Raw genomic sequence first — 17,365 nt, forward strand, 5'->3', positions numbered from 1 at the left:
TAGAAAGTCATTAAAATGAGAGCGCTTTCTAAAAAATAGAATTGAAGTCACCGAAACCAAAAATAAAATGTTGAATCCAGTCGAACGAAAGGGCCCTATGATTCAAATGATCATAGTTCTTTTGATCTAAATTACTGTATTTGAAAAACACGGCTAACATACTTGCAGCAAGTTGCCGGCCATGCATTCGGGACTTTTGAAAAGCGCAGGCTCTTTCTTGACACGATTTCTCATCATGTTACGATTACTAACGTGCGAAAAACACGAACAAAAAGCGAACAAGGGAGTGGATCAATATCATTGATCAAAAGAAAGTTGCTTTCATTGGAGCAGGTTCTATGGCGGAAGGAATGATCGCAGGGATTGTACGATCAGGACAGATGCCGCTAGGCCAAATTTACGCAACAAACAGACAAAATCAACTTCGATTGAATGAACTAACGAAACGATACGGCATCCAAACAGCCGCAATGGATTCATTTCCTTTTGAAGAAATGGATATGTTGATCCTGGCCATGAAGCCAAAGGATGCTGAAGCAGCCCTTGAATCATTAAAACCTCATATTCGGCCAGATCAGCTCATCATGTCTGTCCTTGCAGGTGTGAAGTTATCGTATATTGAAGACATGCTGCATGAAGGCCAGCCTGTTATGAGGGTCATGCCAAATACATCAAGTACGATCGGGGCGTCAGCGACTGCTTTATCTGCTGGACGTTATGTGAAAAGCGATCATATGAGCATAAGCCAGGCTCTTTTGTCTGAAATGGGCGAAGTCTATACCATTCAGGAAGAGCAAATGGATATTTTCACTGGAATTGCTGGAAGCGGGCCCGCCTACTTTTATTTCTTAATGGAAAGAATCGAAGAAGCAGGAGAAGAGGCAGGTTTATCAAAGGAATTGTCTCGCCAAATTGGCGCGCAGACACTCCTCGGTGCGGCAAAAATGCTGCAAGAAACAGAGGAAAATCCTTCTGTCTTAAGAGAGAAAATTACGTCACCACATGGAACAACTGCTGCAGGACTGAATGCATTAGATGATTTTGGCGGGGGAGAAGCGATCAAGCAGGCTGTCAAACATGCGGCCAATCGTTCAAAAGAGATAAGCAATCAGCAAAAACAAAAAGTATCTATATAAATAGAGCTCAGGTACAGGAGTGATTAGGTGTACGCAGATAAAGAGAGAAAACGAATTGTTGTGAAAATCGGAAGCAGCTCTCTTACTAGCTTTCAAGGTGAGATTAGTTTGAAAAAACTAGAAAACCTCGTCAATCAAATTGTGAAACTTAAAGATGAAGGACACGAAGTCATTTTGGTTTCATCTGGTGCGGTTGCAGCTGGTTACCGAAAACTAGGATTTATCGATAGACCCAAAACACTGCCGGAAAAGCAGGCATCTGCCTCAATTGGGCAAGGGCTATTAATGGAATCATATTCTACTTTATTTTTATCACATGGTTATATTGCTTCACAGCTCTTAATCACAAGAAGTGATTTTTCTGATGAAACGCGCTATCAAAATGTGCGTAACACAATGAACGTGTTATTGGATCGAGGCATCATCCCAATTATTAATGAGAATGATACAGTGACGATCAATCGGTTGAAGTTTGGAGACAACGATACATTGTCTGCAAAAGTAGCTGGACTCATTGATGCGGATTTCCTTGCTATTTTATCTGATATTGATGGCTTGTATGAAGATAATCCTCATACTAATCCAAATGCGAAGAGAATTCTTGAAGTCACTGATATCACAGAAGACATCGAAGCAGCTGCTGGAGACGCAGGCAGCAGCGTAGGTACAGGCGGAATGAAATCAAAGCTCGATGCCTTTAAAATATCAATGGCCGCAGGGATCAACGGCTTTTTAGGAAAAGCAGATACGCCTCACATTTTAGACAAAGCGATCAATGGGACAGAGGACGGCACTTATTTTACCGCTGACGAAAATGTAGCGCCGCTCAATTATAAGAAGCAGTGGATTGCCTTTCATTCTGGGCCAAAGGGTGAGATCGTGGTTCAAGAGAAAACACAGGAATTTCTCATGCACCGTGAGGGAAGTCTTGATTCTGATGGGATTGTCAATGTGAAAGGTTCATTTAAAAAAGGCGATGTTGTCCGTATTTTAGATCAAGATGGAAGAGAAATAGGGCTTGGCGTTGTGAATTATGCATCAGATGAACTCGCACGTAAGAGTGACTTGTTACAAGATGAAATCGTGCATGTCGTTGATCTTGAAGCATTTGTTTGTCATTTAGATTTATCGATTCCAGTTTGTTAACCAAAAGGGAGGAATTCCATGACACTGACAGCTGAAGTTGTCACATCGGTCAAAGAAAAAGCGAAGAAAGCAAAGCATGTTTCAAAAAAACTAAGTTTACTTCAAACAGAGGAAAAGAATGACGCGCTTCTTAAAATGGCAGAAGCATTAGAGCAAAACAGCCGCTTTATTTTACAGGAGAATCAAAAGGACTTAGATGCTGGGAAAGAAAAGGGCTTCTCAGAGGCACTCATGGATCGATTAATGTTAAATGAAGAAAGAATTCACGAGTTTGCTGACAGTTTGCGGCTTGTGACGAGATTAACAGATCCTGTTGGAGAAATATTGGATGAATGGACTCTTGATAACGGCTTACACGTGAAAAGCCGAAGAGTACCGCTCGGCGTGATCGGGATGATCTATGAAGCGAGACCGAACGTCACTGTCGATGCAGCAGGCCTTGCCCTTAAGGCAGGCAACTCAGTGATTTTAAAAGGCGGTTCCTCCGCTATTTCTTCCAACAAAGCCATCGTCAGCGTGATTCATGAAGCATTGGATCAAACAAAGATTCCTCGTGATGCGGTGCAATTAATTGAACAAACAGACCGTTCATCGGTTCAGGCGATGTTTCAACTAAAAGAATGGATCGATGTTTTAATTCCGCGAGGCGGAGCATCTTTAATCAAAACAGTGGTAGAAGAATCCACTATCCCAGTGCTTGAAACAGGGACAGGAAACTGTCATGTCTTTATTGATCAAACCGCGAATGTGAAAAAAGCCATTGAGATTGTAATCAATGCGAAAACGAATCGTCCGGCCGTATGTAATGCACTTGAGACGCTGATTATTCATCGCGATTGGCTGAAAGAGAATGCAGTCTCATTAAATGAAGCTTTGCAGGAGCACCGTGTCACTGTACATGGCGATCAGGCAGCAGAGTCTTACTTCTCAAACGCGGTTCCTGCTGGAGAAGTGGATTGGACAGATGAGTATTTAAGTCTGGATCTTGCAGTAAAGGTAGTCGATTCAATTGAGGAAGCAATCAGCCATATCGATCAGTACGGCACAAAGCATTCAGAAGCCATCGTGACAGAAGATGAAAAAAATGCACTCACGTTTCTAAACGAAGTCGATGCGGCAGCCGTTTACCATAACGCATCGACTCGCTTTACAGACGGCGGCGCACTTGGCTATGGAGCTGAAATCGGCATCTCTACTCAAAAACTGCACGCAAGAGGGCCAATGGGACTTCCTGCACTTACGACAACTAAGCTGCTTCTGTGTGGTGACGGTCAGATTAGAAGCTAGAAAGATTCAAGAAACACTACCTTTTTATGAGGTAGTGTTTTTAACTTTATTTAAAAGAAATACACGTTATCCTACGTTTGCACAATTTTTCTTCATGACCTTCTCAAATTTAAAAAATTCAAATTCCTCAGGTGCTAAAGGTTCATTGCCGTGATGTGCTTCATGATGTGCGTTTGGATCTGGATGGTGTAAGTGATAAAATTCAACTATTTGAAAACCGCATTTATTGACATAAAAATGAATGTTGCGTTTTTCAAAGTATGGAGTCACAACCTCCCATACAATCGTTTCTGGATATTGCGCCTCGATGGCTTTCCATGCTGCCTGACCAATGCCCCGGCCGTGAGAGGATGATGAGATGTATAGCAAATCAACCGAGTTGTGATGTGTTTCTTGGTTGATTTTGATCACAACGCCGCCTGCCTTTTCACCATTTAGCATAATATGATAAACAATGTGGTCATTGGAATGAAAAGATTCATCAATCACTTCATCTGGGGGAATTGGTCCATTCTGCGCATCGCCAAATGCGTCGATTACGCCAGCTGTAAAAGCTTTCTGAAGCTCTTTTTTCATAGAAGGGAAATCCTCTTTATTTGCATGTGCTAATGTCACTTCATGTTGAATTATTTTGTTCATTTTCTTATCCTTTCCCTGCGTAGTGGTGTTTCTGCATGTTATGATAAAGGATGGAGTTACTCCATAGTCAAGAAAGGAGCCTTCATCATGATCAATGATGTGCAAAAAACGTTTTTCACTGGAGAATTTGCCAAGCTATTTGATGTCAAAAAAGATACGCTTCTGTATTATGATAAAATCGATTTATTTAAGCCGGCTGGTGTTCATGAAAATGGATACCGTTACTATACACTCGAGCAATTTGATCATTTTATTGCGATTCAATCTTTGCGAGCTGTTCAATTTCCGATCAAAGAGTTAAAACAATACTTCACAGAGCCTTCCCGCGAGAGACTGCAAAGCCTAGCGGCCGACCAAATAAAAAAGGTCAAACAAGAGATTGAAAAACTTCAAGACATCCAGGCTTTTCTTATGCGGGTGATGGAGACGACACTTGAATTAGCAAATGTGAAAATAGGGGAGGTCCTGTTTCAAGAGCTGCCAGAAGAACCCGTTGTACTAAATGCATCAAACCCGATCGACTTCAATACACCTGTAGAAGAAATATCACGTATTGTAGGGGAATTTTTAAAGGGAGTTGGCATAAAAGGGGCTGCGGCAAATGGTTCAGTCTTAAAAAAGGAGCAGTTCCGTAAGCGGCACTATCATCAGTCAGATCAGCTGTTCTGCCGAATGGATGGCCCGGGGGCAGTCAAAAAACCTGGCGGGCTCTATGCGGTGATGTATGATCAAGGAACATTTGATCAGATCGAATCTGCTTATTCGCATTTGTTAGATGAAATCGAGAAAGAGGGCATGATGCTGGATGGAGATGTATTTGAGGAGTATTTACTTCATTCGCTCATGTCTAAAGATGAAGCAGAGTATATAACGAAGCTCAGTGTAAAAGTGAAGAAGCGAGCAGATGACAATTGAAAAGAGGATAGACAGCATGTGACATGCGTGTCTATCCTCTTTTTTGATGTTATCCCACTTGATTTTCGGCAAATTGACTCATATATAAGTCTGCATAGAAGCCTTTTTGTTTTAAGAGTTCGCTGTGCGATCCTTTTTCAATGATGCTTCCATCCTTCATGACTAAAATAAGGTCTGCATCCTTAATCGTTGAAAGTCTGTGTGCAATCACGAAGCTCGTTCTGCCTTTCATCAATTCATTCATTGCTTTTTGAATATGCATCTCTGTCCGTGTATCCACACTGCTTGTTGCTTCATCTAATATCAAGATCTTTGGATCAGATAAAATGGCACGGGCGATGGTTAACAGCTGGCGCTGACCTTGAGATAGGTTGCCTGCATCTTCTGTTAACAGTGTGTCATATCCATCTGGAAGCGTGCGGATGAAATCATCTGCATAGGCATGTTTGGCGGCTTTGATGACATCCTCTTTGGAAACGTGCTGCCTGCCATAGGCAATGTTGTCGTAAATCGTTCCTTCAAAGAGCCATGTATCTTGAAGAACCATCGCAAATAATTCTCGTACTTGCTGACGGCTGAGGTCAGTTGTTTTGACACCGCCAATGCGTATGGAGCCTTGATCTAATTCGTAAAAACGCATTAAAAGATTAATGATGGTTGTTTTTCCTGCACCTGTTGGCCCAACAATGGCAACCGTCTGACCTTCTTGCACATCTAAATCCAAATCTTTAATAATCGGATGATCTTTTTCATATCCGAATTGAACTTGTTCAAAGCTCACATCGCCTGAGAGTGATGCAAGATCAATTGCCGCATCTTCTTCGGTACTTTCTTCTTCCTCATCAAGGATTTCAAAGACCCTTTCAGCAGAAGCGATCGCCGATTGAACTAAGTTTGCGACGCTTGATGCTTGCACAAGCGGCTGAGACATTTGCTGTGTGTATTGGATAAACGCCTGCACATCCCCGACACGAATATTCCCGTTAATGACTAGAATCCCGCCGGCTACACTGACTGCCACATAGCCAAGGTTCCCGATAAAGGTCATCATTGGCATCATTAAACCAGAAATGAACTGCGCTTTCCTTGAAGATTCATACAGCTTTTCGTTTAATTCATCAAATGTATCGATTGCTTTCTTTTCGTAGCCATACGCACGAACAGTCTGATGTCCTGTGAACATCTCATTAATATGTCCATTGATCGTGCCAAGCTCTTTTTGCTGCGCTTTAAAATGCTTTTGAGAAAATGACGTAATGCCGCGAATCGCAAACAGGCTGAGTGGCAGCGTCAAACAAACAAGCAATGTAAGCAGCGGACTGATGAAGAGCATCATCACGACAATCCCAATGACTGTAATCACAGATGTAATCACTTGGGTGAGCGCCTGCTGAAGCGATGTATTAATATTATCGATATCATTCATCACACGGCTCAGCGTGTCCCCGTGGGTTGTTTTATCAAAATAACGAAGGGGGAGACGTGTGAGCTTGTCATTTGCTTCCTGCCGTAATTCAGCAATGGTCTGTTGAGAGACACCAGCCATGACATATTGCTGAACGAATGAAAAGAGGGAGGCAACGACGTACAGCACGACAAGCAGCAAAAGAATTCGTGAAATGACATCAAATTGAACGCCTGTTCCATTCGTAAAGCTGTCAAATAAGGAAGAGGTGGCATCCCCAAGCAGCTTTGGACTAATGACGTTAAAGACAGTTGAACCAATCGCTGCAATAAGGACGATGATCAGCTGAAATTTCCTTGGTTTTAAATAGCCTGTCAAACGAAGCAGTGTTTTCTTAAATTCCTTTGGTTTTGCGGCTGGCCCTTTAGGGTGGCCGCCTTTATGGCCCATGCCAGAAGACATTTTCTTACTCATCCTCGCTCACCTCCTGACCTTCCTGAGATGCGACAATCTCTTGATATACAAAATTATCCTTTATTAATTGTTCATGTGTTCCGATACCTGCGATTTTTCCTTCATCAAGTACAATGATTTTATCACTATGCTTCACTGTGCTGATTCGTTGAGCCACAATGATGAGGGCTGCATGAGCTTTTTCTGCTTCTAATGATGCCCGCAGCTTTGCATCTGTTTTGTAATCAAGTGCTGAAAAGCTATCGTCAAACAGATAGAATGATGGTTTTCTCACTAGCGCCCTTGCAATGGAAAGCCGCTGCTTTTGGCCGCCGGATAGATTGGAACCACCTTGATCAATTTCTGCATCAATTCCGCCATCTTTTTGCAAAACAAATTCTTCGGCCTGCGCAGTTCGCAGCGCCTGCCAGATGTCTTCATCGCTTGCATCCTGCTTGCCAAAGCGCACATTCTCGGCAATGGTTCCACTGAATAAAACAGCTTTTTGAGAGACATAGCCCATTTGGTTTCTCAGTTTCTCCTGAGGCAGTTCTCTAATGTCTACACCATCTAGTGTAATCCGGCCTTCAGTCACTTCATAAAAGCGCGTCATCAGCTGGAGAAGTGTTGTTTTCCCAGAACCCGTACTTCCGATGATGGCTGTCGTTTCACCAGTTTTGGCTTCAAACGTGATACCTTGAACGGCTGGTTTCTCAGCATTTGAGTAATAAAATGACACATCCTCAAAGCGAATGGATTGGGCGGGCTCGTGAAGGTCAGTGATAGACTCTTCTTTGTCTTTAATCTTTGGTTCCATGTTTAACACTTCATTCATGCGTTTAGCTGACGCTTGTGCTCTTGGGACCATAATAAAGCTCATCGACAGCATAATAAGCGCCATTAAAATCATCATCGCATATTGAATGAAGGCAATGAGATTTCCAACTTCCATTTCTCCGGCATCAATTCGGTTTGCGCCAAGCCAGACAATACCGATATTCGTGAAGTTCATGATGATCAGCATAAATGGAAACAAGTAAGCCATTAATCGGTTGACTTTAAGACCAGTATCCTTATAGGACGTGTTGGCTTCTTGGAATCGCTCCTTTTCATCATCCACACGGTTAAAGGCGCGAATGACGCGGATGCCTGAAAGAGATTCTCGCATAATTAAATTCAGCCGGTCTGTTTTTTTCTGAAGCTGGCCGAATAGCGGGATGGCTTTTCTTGACACCAAATAGATAAATCCGCCAAGAAGGGGGAGGGCCGCTAAAAAGATAAGAGACAGGACAGCATCCCTGGAAACAGCCAAAATAATTCCGCCTACAAGCATGAGCGGGGCCCGCGTCATCATTTGTAAAATCATAATCGTCACATCTTGGACTTGTTTCACATCATTTGTTGATCTTGTAATAAAGGAAGACGTGCCGATCTTTTGAAATTCTTCTAATGAAAATTTTTCGACATGTACAAACAGCTGTCTTCTCATATCACGCCCGAAGCCAAGTGCTGTTTTTGATGACAAGTAAGACTTCCAAATGGTGAGCAAAATGGCGAGTAAAGAACAAGCCACCATCCAGCCGCCAACCTTCCATATGTAAGCAATATCTCCCTGGACGATACCGACATCAACGATATCTGCTGTTAACGTCGGTAAATACAGCTGGAGCATACTGCTTAAAAAGGTGAGAATGACAATGGACACAACGGACAGCCGATACGGCTTTAAAAACGATAAAATTGATTTCATATGAATACCTTTCTTCCATATAGTCTTTTGTTCTGTAACCCATCATATACAAAGTGGGATTTTTTCTACAAATGAAATGTCTTGTTTTAGTGAATTATTTATATTGTTCAATTTTAGAAAAGAAATCCTTCACAAACACATAAAAATCATGGGCAGAAGGAGACATTTCGCGCGTTTTAGATGCAATAATTCCAACCGTTCTTCTCACTTGAGGGAAATCGATCGGAATTTTCACTGTAAATCGCGGTGTTGTTTCATAAAAGGCGCTTTCGGGTAATAAGGTAACGCCCATACCTGCAGATACGAGACCTTTAATGGCATCCAAATCTTCTCCTTCAGATGAAATGGTAGGCTCATAGCCTGCCTGCTTGCAAGCATCAACCGCAATTTGTCTCAGCACATATCCTTCAGGAAATAACACGAAATGATCCTTTCTTAAATCACTTAAATGAATACTTCTTTGTCCGCTAAAGGGGTGGCTAACCGGTAAAAGGGCATATATGCTTTCGGAAAATAAAATATTTCCTTCTATTTGAGAATCGTTTGTCGGTACGGGTCCTAAAAAGGCGAGATCGATATCTCGATTTTTGACCGCTTCAATGAGAAATTTATAGGATCCTTGACGAAGTAAAAAATCGACCTCTGGATATTCCTGCTTAAAGGCGGAGATGACAGAAGGGAGCACTTGGCTTGCTAGACTTGTAGGAAAGCCAATATTCACCGTTCCTTTGTGCGGATCTAAGTATTCATCAATTTGCTCTTTCGCATAATCAATGGCTTTGAGTGCAGTTCTGACATGATCTAAAAATTGTCTGCCGATCTTCGTTAATTTGATATTTCGTCCTTCTCGTTCGAATAAGGCCACTCCAAGTTCTTCTTCTAAATTCGCAATCTGCCGGCTGATGGCAGATTGGGCAACATGTAAGTTTTCAGCCGCTTCTGACACGTGTTCACGGTCTGCGACTTCTACAAAATAACGTAACTGACGAAGCTCCATTTTTGCACTTCACACCCATCTATCTCAAAAAGAGATTGTTTTGATCTAAATTATATATTGTTTATATCAATTTGAAAACTTAAAATAAGTTACAGAGTTTGTGAGATTTTATTACTGTGAAAAAACGGATCTTTTAAACGGGGGAGAGAAACGATGACTTATAATCAACTACCACAACCACAAGGTCTCTACCGTCCTGAATTTGAACATGATGCATGTGGAATCGGACTGTACGCCCATTTAAAAGGGGAGGCGACACATAGCATCGTCAAAAAGGGATTACAAATGCTGTGCCAGCTTGATCATCGCGGCGGGCAAGGCAGTGATCCGTATACAGGTGATGGTGCCGGTTTAATGGTACAGCTGCCAGACGCTTTCTTTAGAAAGAACTGCAAAGAATTTGCACTTCCTGAAAAAGGCCGTTACGGGGTAGGAATGGTCTTCTTTTCAAAAGATGATGACGAAAAAACGCGTCAAGCCATCGAACAGAAAATCAACGGGTTCATTAAACAAGAAGGCCAAACATTAATTGGCTGGAGAACGGTTCCTGTCGATCCAGGAAAAATTGGTACTGTCGCAGCGAAGAGCTGTCCGGTTGTGAGACAGGTCTTTATCGGAGCAAACGACAAGATCACAGATCGTTTGTCATTTGAACGAAAATTATATGTCATCCGTAAACAGGCTGAGAACTGGGGAACAAGAGAAGAAAAACAATTTTACTTTGTCAGCCTGTCGAGTCAAACCATCGTATACAAGGGGCTTTTAACATCAGATCAAGTCGATGCTTTTTATCTTGATCTACAGGATGAAACATTTGTTTCTGCATTTTCACTTGTCCATTCAAGATTTAGTACAAATACATTTCCTACATGGGAAAGAGCCCATCCAAACCGTTACTTAATTCACAACGGAGAAATCAACACATTAAGAGGGAACATCAATTGGATGAGAGCAAGAGAGCAACAATTCGTATCTGAAGCCTTCGGAGACGATTTAGACAAGATTTTGCCAGTGCTGAATGCAGACGGAAGTGATTCATCCATTTTAGACAATGCCTTTGAATTCTTTGTGCTTGCAGGCCGTACACCTGCTCATACAGCAATGATGCTGATTCCTGAGCCTTGGACGGAAAACACGCACATGTCGAAAGAGAAACGGGCATTTTATGAATACCATAGTTCTCTCATGGAGCCGTGGGATGGACCAACAGCCATTTCCTTTACTGACGGGAAACAAATCGGGGCCATCTTAGACCGAAATGGATTAAGACCGGCAAGATATTATGTCACGAATGATGATCATATCATTTTCTCTTCTGAGGTTGGCGTAATCGACACAAATGAAGAAGATGTTAAGTATAAAGATCGACTTGAGCCTGGTAAAATGCTGCTCATTGATCTAGAAGAAGGACGAATTATTTCTGACGAAGAAGTGAAATCGACCATTGCGAATGAACTGCCTTATCAAAAATGGCTCGATGAAGAAATGGTCCACGTCAATCGCTCGGAAGAAAATTCAGAAAATTCTAGTATAATGGATGATTTATTGACGCGTCAGCGTGCGTTCCATTATACGTATGAAGACATTCAAAAGTATTTAATTCCTTTACTAGAGGAAGGCAAGGATCCAATCGGTTCAATGGGAAGTGACACACCGCTTGCTGTGTTATCAGATCGTGCGCAGTCTCTTTTTCATTATTTTAAGCAGCTGTTTGCACAAGTCACGAACCCGCCGATTGATGCCATTCGTGAGCAGCTCGTGACATCAACCATGACTTGGTTAGGTGCCGAAGGCGATATTTTACATCCGAATGAATATTCATGCCGAAGAATTAAACTTTATACACCGGTCTTAACGAGCGGGCAATTTAACGGCTTGAAAACGATTGTTCATAATGCCTTTAAAAGCAAAACAATCCATACACTTTTCACCGATGATTTAAAACGCGGACTGGATGCGATGTTTGAAGAGGCGGAAAAAGCGATCAGAGAAGGTGTCTCTTTATTAATCCTTTCAGATCGTGAAATGACAGAACAAAAAGTACCGATTCCACCACTTCTTGCGCTAAGTGCACTTCATCAGCATCTTGTGCGTCAAGGCCTGCGGACAAAGGTCAGTCTGATCGTTGAATCTGGAGAGGTGAGAGAGGTCCATCATTTTGCCGCACTAATTGGCTACGGCGCAGATGCGATTCACCCTTACCTTGTCTATGAAACGTACAAACAGCTGATTGCAGACGAAGCGATTTCGATCAGCTTTGATGAAGCTGTTACAAAGTTTGGTAAAAGCGTGACAGAAGGTGTCGTCAAAGTCATGTCCAAAGTGGGGATTTCCACTGTGCAAAGCTATAGAGGCGCGCAAATCTTTGAAGCAGTCGGGATTAGTGAAGACGTCATTCAAGCGTATTTCACAGGAACAGCTTCTCAGCTTGGCGGAATTGATCTTGACACCATTGCTCATGAGGCAAAACTCCGCCATGAAGCAGGGTATCAAGCAGCAACTGACCAGACACTTGAATCAGGCAGTGAATTCCAGTGGAGAAAAAATGGAGAGCATCATGCTTTTAACCCAAAAACGATCCATACGCTCCAGTGGGCATGCCGTAATGAAGATTACGATCTATTTAAACAATATACAAAAGCAGCGGATGAAGAAAGAATCGGCTTCCTCAGAAACTTGTTTGCATTTCAGCCAAAACAAAAGCCGGTTCGTCTGGAAGAGGTTGAATCTGCTGAATCCATCGTGCGCCGCTTTAAGACAGGTGCCATGTCATTTGGATCTTTAAGTAAAGAAGCGCATGAGGCACTTGCGATTGCGATGAACCGAATTGGCGGTAAAAGTAACAGCGGAGAAGGCGGAGAAGATCCTGCCCGCTTTACAGTAGATGAACATGGTGATGACCGCAGAAGTGCAATTAAACAAATCGCTTCTGGCCGATTTGGTGTGAAAAGTCATTACTTGGTCAATGCAGATGAACTGCAAATTAAAATGGCGCAAGGAGCAAAACCTGGAGAAGGCGGACAGCTGCCAGGAAATAAAGTGTATCCTTGGGTTGCCGATGTACGTGGTTCTACGCCAGGTGTCGGATTGATTTCACCACCGCCGCATCATGATATTTATTCCATCGAGGATTTGGCACAGCTGATTCATGATTTAAAAAACGCGAACCGTGATGCCCGCATCAGTGTCAAGCTTGTATCTAAAGCCGGCGTTGGCACGATTGCAGCAGGTGTAGCAAAAGGAACTGCGGATGTCATTGTCATCAGTGGTTATGACGGCGGTACTGGAGCTTCACCGAAAACGAGTATTAAACACACAGGGCTTCCTTGGGAGCTTGGATTGGCAGAAGCGCATCAAACCCTTGTGTTAAATGGTCTTCGCGAGAGAGTCGTTCTTGAAACAGACGGAAAGTTAATGACTGGCCGCGACGTTGTGATGGCTGCGATTTTAGGAGCAGAAGAGTATGGCTTTGCGACAGCTCCACTTGTCGTGCTGGGCTGCGTGATGATGAGAGCATGTCATTTAGATACTTGCCCAGTCGGTGTAGCCACACAAAATCCAGAGCTCCGCAAAAAATTCATGGGTAACCCCGATCACATTGTGAACTTCATGATGTTTATTGCAGAGGAAGTAAGAGAAATCTTAGCGGAACTCGGCTTTACATCAATGGATGAATTAATCGGACGCACGGACGTCCTAGCGGTCAGTGAACGAGCAAAAGCTCACTGGAAAGCAGGGCAGCTAAACCTTGAAACATTGCTTTATCAGCCAGAAGGAGCGCGGACATTCAGAACACCGCAAAATCATAAAATTGATGAATCGCTGGATATGAATGAAATCCTTCCTTATGTGCAAGAAGCGCTGAATCATCAAACACCGGTTGATCTATCATTGAACATTCGCAATATCAACCGTGTGGCCGGAACTATTACTGGCAGTGAAGTGTCTAAGCGCTACGGGGAAGAGGGCTTGCCAGAGGATACCATCACACTAAGATTCACTGGTTCAGCTGGACAAAGCTTCGGCGCATTTGTGCCAAAAGGCATGTCTCTCTATTTAACAGGTGATTCAAATGACTATATCGGCAAAGGACTCTCAGGAGGCAAAATTGCTGTTAAAACGTCTGATCATTTTGTACAAAATGGACATGAAAACGTCATTGTAGGAAACGTCGCATTTTACGGTGCAACTAGCGGAAAAGCTTATATTAACGGGCGTGCTGGTGAACGATTTGCTGTTCGTAATTCAGGTGTACATGTGGTTGTTGAAGGAATCGGAGATCACGGCTGTGAATACATGACTGGCGGACGTGTCGTTATTTTAGGAGACGTTGGGAAAAACTTTGGTGCAGGTATGTCTGGCGGTGTGGCTTACATCCATACATCGGATGCAAAACAGTTCAAAAGAATGTGCAATATGGAAATGATCATGTTTGAAAAGCTCACAGATCATGAAGAAGAACAAGAAGTGAAACAAATGATCAAGGAACACCTTGATTATACAAACAGCTCAAAAGCAGCAGCACTTCTTGAAAACTGGGAGCAAGAAAAGGATCAATTCATCAAAGTCATTCCGAGAAATTACAAAATGATGCTTCAAAGCATCGAAGAACAAAAACAAGCGGGCCTCAGTCATGAAGAAGCGGTGATGTATGCCTTTGAAGCAAACACAAAACCGAAAAATCAAGAAACGGCAAACGGGCAAAAAGCAGCCCTCGCTCATTAAGAAAGGGGAGAGGACAATGGGCAAAGCAACAGGTTTTATGGATTATAAAAGAGAAAAGCCAAATGAACGTGACCCTCTCACTCGTCAAAATGACTGGAAAGAATATTCAGCTCCTTATACAGATGACGTATTGAAGAAGCAGGGCGCTAGATGTATGGATTGCGGAACACCGTTTTGTCAAATTGGGATGGAGATCAGGGGCGGCGTGTCTGGCTGCCCGATCTACAATTTAATTCCAGAGTGGAATGATCTTGTCTATCGCGGAAGATGGAAAGAAGCTCTCGAAAGACTTCAAAAAACAAATAATTTCCCAGAGTTTACTGGGAGAGTATGTCCGGCACCTTGTGAAGGGTCATGTACAGTCGCTATCAATGATCCAGCTGTTTCGATTAAAAATATCGAACGTACGATCATTGATAAAGGCTTTGAAAATGGATGGATCACACCAAGAATCCCTTCAAGCCGTACAGGGAAGAAAATTGCCATTGTCGGCTCAGGACCAGCAGGACTTGCAAGTGCTGATCAATTAAACCAAGCAGGGCACGCTGTAACAGTGTTCGAGCGTTCTGACCGCCTTGGCGGACTGCTGACATACGGGATTCCGAATATGAAGCTCGACAAAGAAGTGGTCGAGCGAAGAGTCAAACTTCTAAGACAAGAAGGCATTGACTTTGTGACGAACACAGAAATCGGTGTGGATATTACTGCTGATGAACTGAAAGAGCAGTTTGATGCCGTTATCCTTTGTACAGGTGCACAAAAGCAGCGTGATCTATTGATTGAAGGCCGGGAAGCAAAAGGGATTCACCTTGCGATGGATTATTTAACCCTGGCAACGAAAAGCATGCTTGATTCAGGATTTAAAGACAAAAACTTCATTGATGCAAAAGGAAAAGACGTAATTGTGATTGGCGGAGGAGACACAGGTGCAGACTGCGTTGCAACTGCACTTCGCCAAAAAGCAAAAAGTGTTGTTCAATTCGGGAAGCATCCAAAGCTTCCGGATACACGTGTAGGGGATAACATGTGGCCAGAACAGCCTTATGTCTTCTCGCTGGATTATGCTTATGAAGAAGCACAAGCCAAATTCGGAGAAGATCCGCGTCAATATTCAATTCAAACCACAAAAATTGTGGCAGATAAAAATGGGAAATTAAAAGAGCTTCATACCATTCAAATGGAAAAGGTGAAAAACGAACAAGGGAAGTTTGAATTTCATGAGATTCCAGGAACAGAGAAGGTATGGCCTGCTCAGCTCGTCTTTATTGCAATTGGTTTTGAGGGAACTGAACAGCCGCTTGTGAAACACTTTGGCGTGAACAGCAAAAACAATCGCATTGACGCAAAATATGGGGAATATACAACAAATGTAGAAGGCGTATTTGCAGCGGGAGATGCAAGACGCGGGCAAAGCTTGATTGTCTGGGCAATTAATGAAGGCAGACAAGTGGCGCACGAGGTAGACCGTTATTTAATGGGGAGTTCGGTTCTGCCAAAATAGGTCAAACAAAGGGTGTTACAATATAAAGAAAAGCCATGACCAACGTGTGGTCATGGCTTTTTATGATTCAGAAATGGTATGATTGATCAACACTTTTTTACGTTTAAGCTGCGATACGACTAAACAGAGGAAGACAATCAGAACAAAAAGAGAAATGGTCAAAAAGCCAAACGTATATGAGCCAGTCAATTCTTTTAAACTGCCAAGAATATTAGGTAAAAAGAATCCGCCAATGCCTCCAGCAGCCCCAACAATTCCGGTCACAATCCCAATTTCTTTATGAAATACTTGAGGCACCAGCTGAAAAACAGCGCCATTCCCCATCCCAAGGCACATCATCCCGGCAAATAAAAGCGCAATGACCACAGGTAAAGCTGGAAGACTGCTCACTCCTCCTAAGCAGATGCCGATGATTCCGAATAATCCAAGCAGTACTTTCATTCCACCTATTTTATCGGCAATGAGACCGCCCACAGGACGAAAGAAGCTGCCTGCCGCCACACAAAGGGTCACAAAATCACCAGCATGAATCTTCGAAACCCCATATTGATCCACAAAGAAAATACTGAGGAAACTGGAAAGCCCGACAAACCCTCCGAATGTGATCGCATAAAGCAGACAGAAAAACCATGTCGATTTCACTTGAAATACTGAAAAGTACGACCGAATCGGCTGAGGAGCGGGCTGATTTGGTGCATCTTTTGCAGTGAAAATAAAGAACAAAAAGACAAGACTTAACGGAATCAGAGCGAGCCCCATTACGGCATGCCACCCGTAAATCTCCGCAAGCCTTGGACCAAATAATGTGGAGATCAGTGTTCCACTATTCCCGGCGCCTGCAATCCCCATAGCTACTCCTTGTAAGTGAGGAGGATACCAGCGGCTTGCCATTGGCAGAGCAACAGCAAAACTTGCTCCTGCTACTCCAAGCAAAATCCCAATCAGTACGAGCTCTGAAAGGGTTGTACCAGCGATGAACCCCCAAATGAGCGGAATGGTCGTTAAAAGCATTCCCATCACTGCAGTCTTTTTAGGTCCTATTCGATCGGTGAATAAACCGAGCACAATCCGAAAAAAAGAACCAGATAGAATTGGAATGGCGACAATCATGCCTTTCTCTACGGTTGATAAAGCAAAATCTTGCGCAATAAAAGCACCCAGCGCCCCTAACAAAACCCAGATCATAAAGCTCACATCAAAATATAAAAAGGAACCAAACAATGTCTTAGGATGACCACTTGATTTTAATTCTGAGAGTTTCATAAAACGCCTCCTCTATTGAATTTTCTGACTTAAAGATAGCGAGTTCACTTATGTAATGAAAGTATTATGTGAGAAAAATTGACATGAATAAACACTTTTTTACAAGTGTGTGCCATAATCAATCCATACAAAGTGCTCGAGCCAGAGG

The 17,365-nt window shown here is 42.9% G+C and carries 11 protein-coding genes; 6 read left to right on the forward strand and 5 right to left on the reverse strand.

Features of this window, described 5'->3' with window-relative positions:
• The first annotated feature begins 338 nt into the window (after window positions 1–338).
• From proC to BA81_RS04380, 3 genes are read left to right on the forward strand one after another with little or no spacing between them, the layout of a single operon-like run.
• On the forward strand, window positions 339–1,136 hold the full coding sequence (proC, locus tag BA81_RS04370; RefSeq protein ID WP_034280661.1) for a pyrroline-5-carboxylate reductase: 798 nt from the start codon (window positions 339–341) through the stop codon (window positions 1,134–1,136).
• 27 nt (window positions 1,137–1,163) lie between these two features.
• Window positions 1,164–2,282 carry a glutamate 5-kinase gene (proB, locus tag BA81_RS04375; RefSeq protein WP_034280664.1) on the forward strand — a complete coding sequence of 373 codons (1,119 nt, stop codon included), beginning with the start codon at window positions 1,164–1,166 and terminating at the stop codon, window positions 2,280–2,282.
• Window positions 2,283–2,300: 18 nt separating this feature from the next.
• Complete coding sequence (locus BA81_RS04380; protein ID WP_034280666.1) at window positions 2,301–3,569, forward strand: glutamate-5-semialdehyde dehydrogenase; 1,269 nt, start codon at window positions 2,301–2,303, stop codon at window positions 3,567–3,569.
• Between the two features lie 66 nt (window positions 3,570–3,635).
• Here BA81_RS04380 and BA81_RS04385 read toward each other — a convergent pair whose 3' ends face one another.
• Window positions 3,636–4,208, reverse strand: coding sequence for a GNAT family N-acetyltransferase (locus tag BA81_RS04385; RefSeq protein ID WP_034280789.1), 573 nt, complete (start codon window positions 4,206–4,208; stop codon window positions 3,636–3,638).
• Window positions 4,209–4,295: 87 nt separating this feature from the next.
• Between BA81_RS04385 and BA81_RS04390 the strand changes: the two genes are divergently transcribed.
• Entirely contained in the window at window positions 4,296–5,123 is an 828-nt protein-coding gene (locus tag BA81_RS04390; protein ID WP_034280669.1) for a MerR family transcriptional regulator, read from the forward strand.
• Between the two features lie 49 nt (window positions 5,124–5,172).
• Here the strand turns inward: BA81_RS04390 and BA81_RS04395 are convergent, their stop codons facing one another.
• From BA81_RS04395 to gltC, 3 genes are all read right to left on the reverse strand, one after another.
• Window positions 5,173–7,002 carry an ABC transporter ATP-binding protein gene (locus BA81_RS04395; RefSeq protein WP_034280672.1) on the reverse strand — a complete coding sequence of 610 codons (1,830 nt, stop codon included), beginning with the start codon at window positions 7,000–7,002 and terminating at the stop codon, window positions 5,173–5,175.
• A complete protein-coding gene (locus tag BA81_RS04400; protein WP_034280675.1) occupies window positions 6,995–8,731 on the reverse strand; it encodes an ABC transporter ATP-binding protein in 1,737 nt (578 codons plus the stop codon). The genes BA81_RS04395 and BA81_RS04400 overlap by 8 nt, the downstream gene beginning before the upstream one ends.
• Before the next feature lie 94 nt (window positions 8,732–8,825).
• On the reverse strand, window positions 8,826–9,728 hold the full coding sequence (gene gltC / locus BA81_RS04405; RefSeq protein WP_034280677.1) for a glutamate biosynthesis transcriptional regulator GltC: 903 nt from the start codon (window positions 9,726–9,728) through the stop codon (window positions 8,826–8,828).
• A 153-nt stretch (window positions 9,729–9,881) separates the two neighbouring features.
• Here gltC and gltB point away from each other — a divergent pair, with 153 nt between their 5' ends.
• Both gltB and gltD read left to right on the forward strand, forming a co-directional pair.
• Window positions 9,882–14,453, forward strand: coding sequence for a glutamate synthase large subunit (gene gltB / locus BA81_RS04410; RefSeq protein WP_034280680.1), 4,572 nt, complete (start codon window positions 9,882–9,884; stop codon window positions 14,451–14,453).
• Between the two features lie 16 nt (window positions 14,454–14,469).
• On the forward strand, window positions 14,470–15,954 hold the full coding sequence (gene gltD, locus BA81_RS04415) for a glutamate synthase small subunit (protein ID WP_034280684.1): 1,485 nt from the start codon (window positions 14,470–14,472) through the stop codon (window positions 15,952–15,954).
• 60 nt (window positions 15,955–16,014) lie between these two features.
• Here the strand turns inward: gltD and BA81_RS04420 are convergent, their stop codons facing one another.
• On the reverse strand, window positions 16,015–17,217 hold the full coding sequence (locus tag BA81_RS04420) for an MFS transporter (protein ID WP_034280687.1): 1,203 nt from the start codon (window positions 17,215–17,217) through the stop codon (window positions 16,015–16,017).
• Window positions 17,218–17,365 lie beyond the last annotated feature (148 nt).

It is taken from the genome of Bacillus safensis FO-36b (assembly GCF_000691165.1).
Taxonomy (GTDB): domain Bacteria; phylum Bacillota; class Bacilli; order Bacillales; family Bacillaceae; genus Bacillus; species Bacillus safensis.

Bases quoted from the DNA above. Each gene is read 5' to 3' on its own strand.
- BA81_RS04420 (WP_034280687.1), bottom strand. From the start codon at position 17,217: ATGAAACTCTCAGAATTAAAATCAAGTGGTCATCCTAAGACATTGTTT.
- BA81_RS04380 (WP_034280666.1), top strand. From the start codon at position 2,301: ATGACACTGACAGCTGAAGTTGTCACATCGGTCAAAGAAAAAGCGAAG.
- gltC (WP_034280677.1), bottom strand. From the start codon at position 9,728: ATGGAGCTTCGTCAGTTACGTTATTTTGTAGAAGTCGCAGACCGTGAA.
- proC (WP_034280661.1), top strand. From the start codon at position 339: ATGGCGGAAGGAATGATCGCAGGGATTGTACGATCAGGACAGATGCCG.
- BA81_RS04390 (WP_034280669.1), top strand. From the start codon at position 4,296: ATGATCAATGATGTGCAAAAAACGTTTTTCACTGGAGAATTTGCCAAG.
- gltB (WP_034280680.1), top strand. From the start codon at position 9,882: ATGACTTATAATCAACTACCACAACCACAAGGTCTCTACCGTCCTGAA.
- BA81_RS04400 (WP_034280675.1), bottom strand. From the start codon at position 8,731: ATGAAATCAATTTTATCGTTTTTAAAGCCGTATCGGCTGTCCGTTGTG.
- gltD (WP_034280684.1), top strand. From the start codon at position 14,470: ATGGGCAAAGCAACAGGTTTTATGGATTATAAAAGAGAAAAGCCAAAT.
- BA81_RS04395 (WP_034280672.1), bottom strand. From the start codon at position 7,002: ATGAGTAAGAAAATGTCTTCTGGCATGGGCCATAAAGGCGGCCACCCT.
- BA81_RS04385 (WP_034280789.1), bottom strand. From the start codon at position 4,208: ATGAACAAAATAATTCAACATGAAGTGACATTAGCACATGCAAATAAA.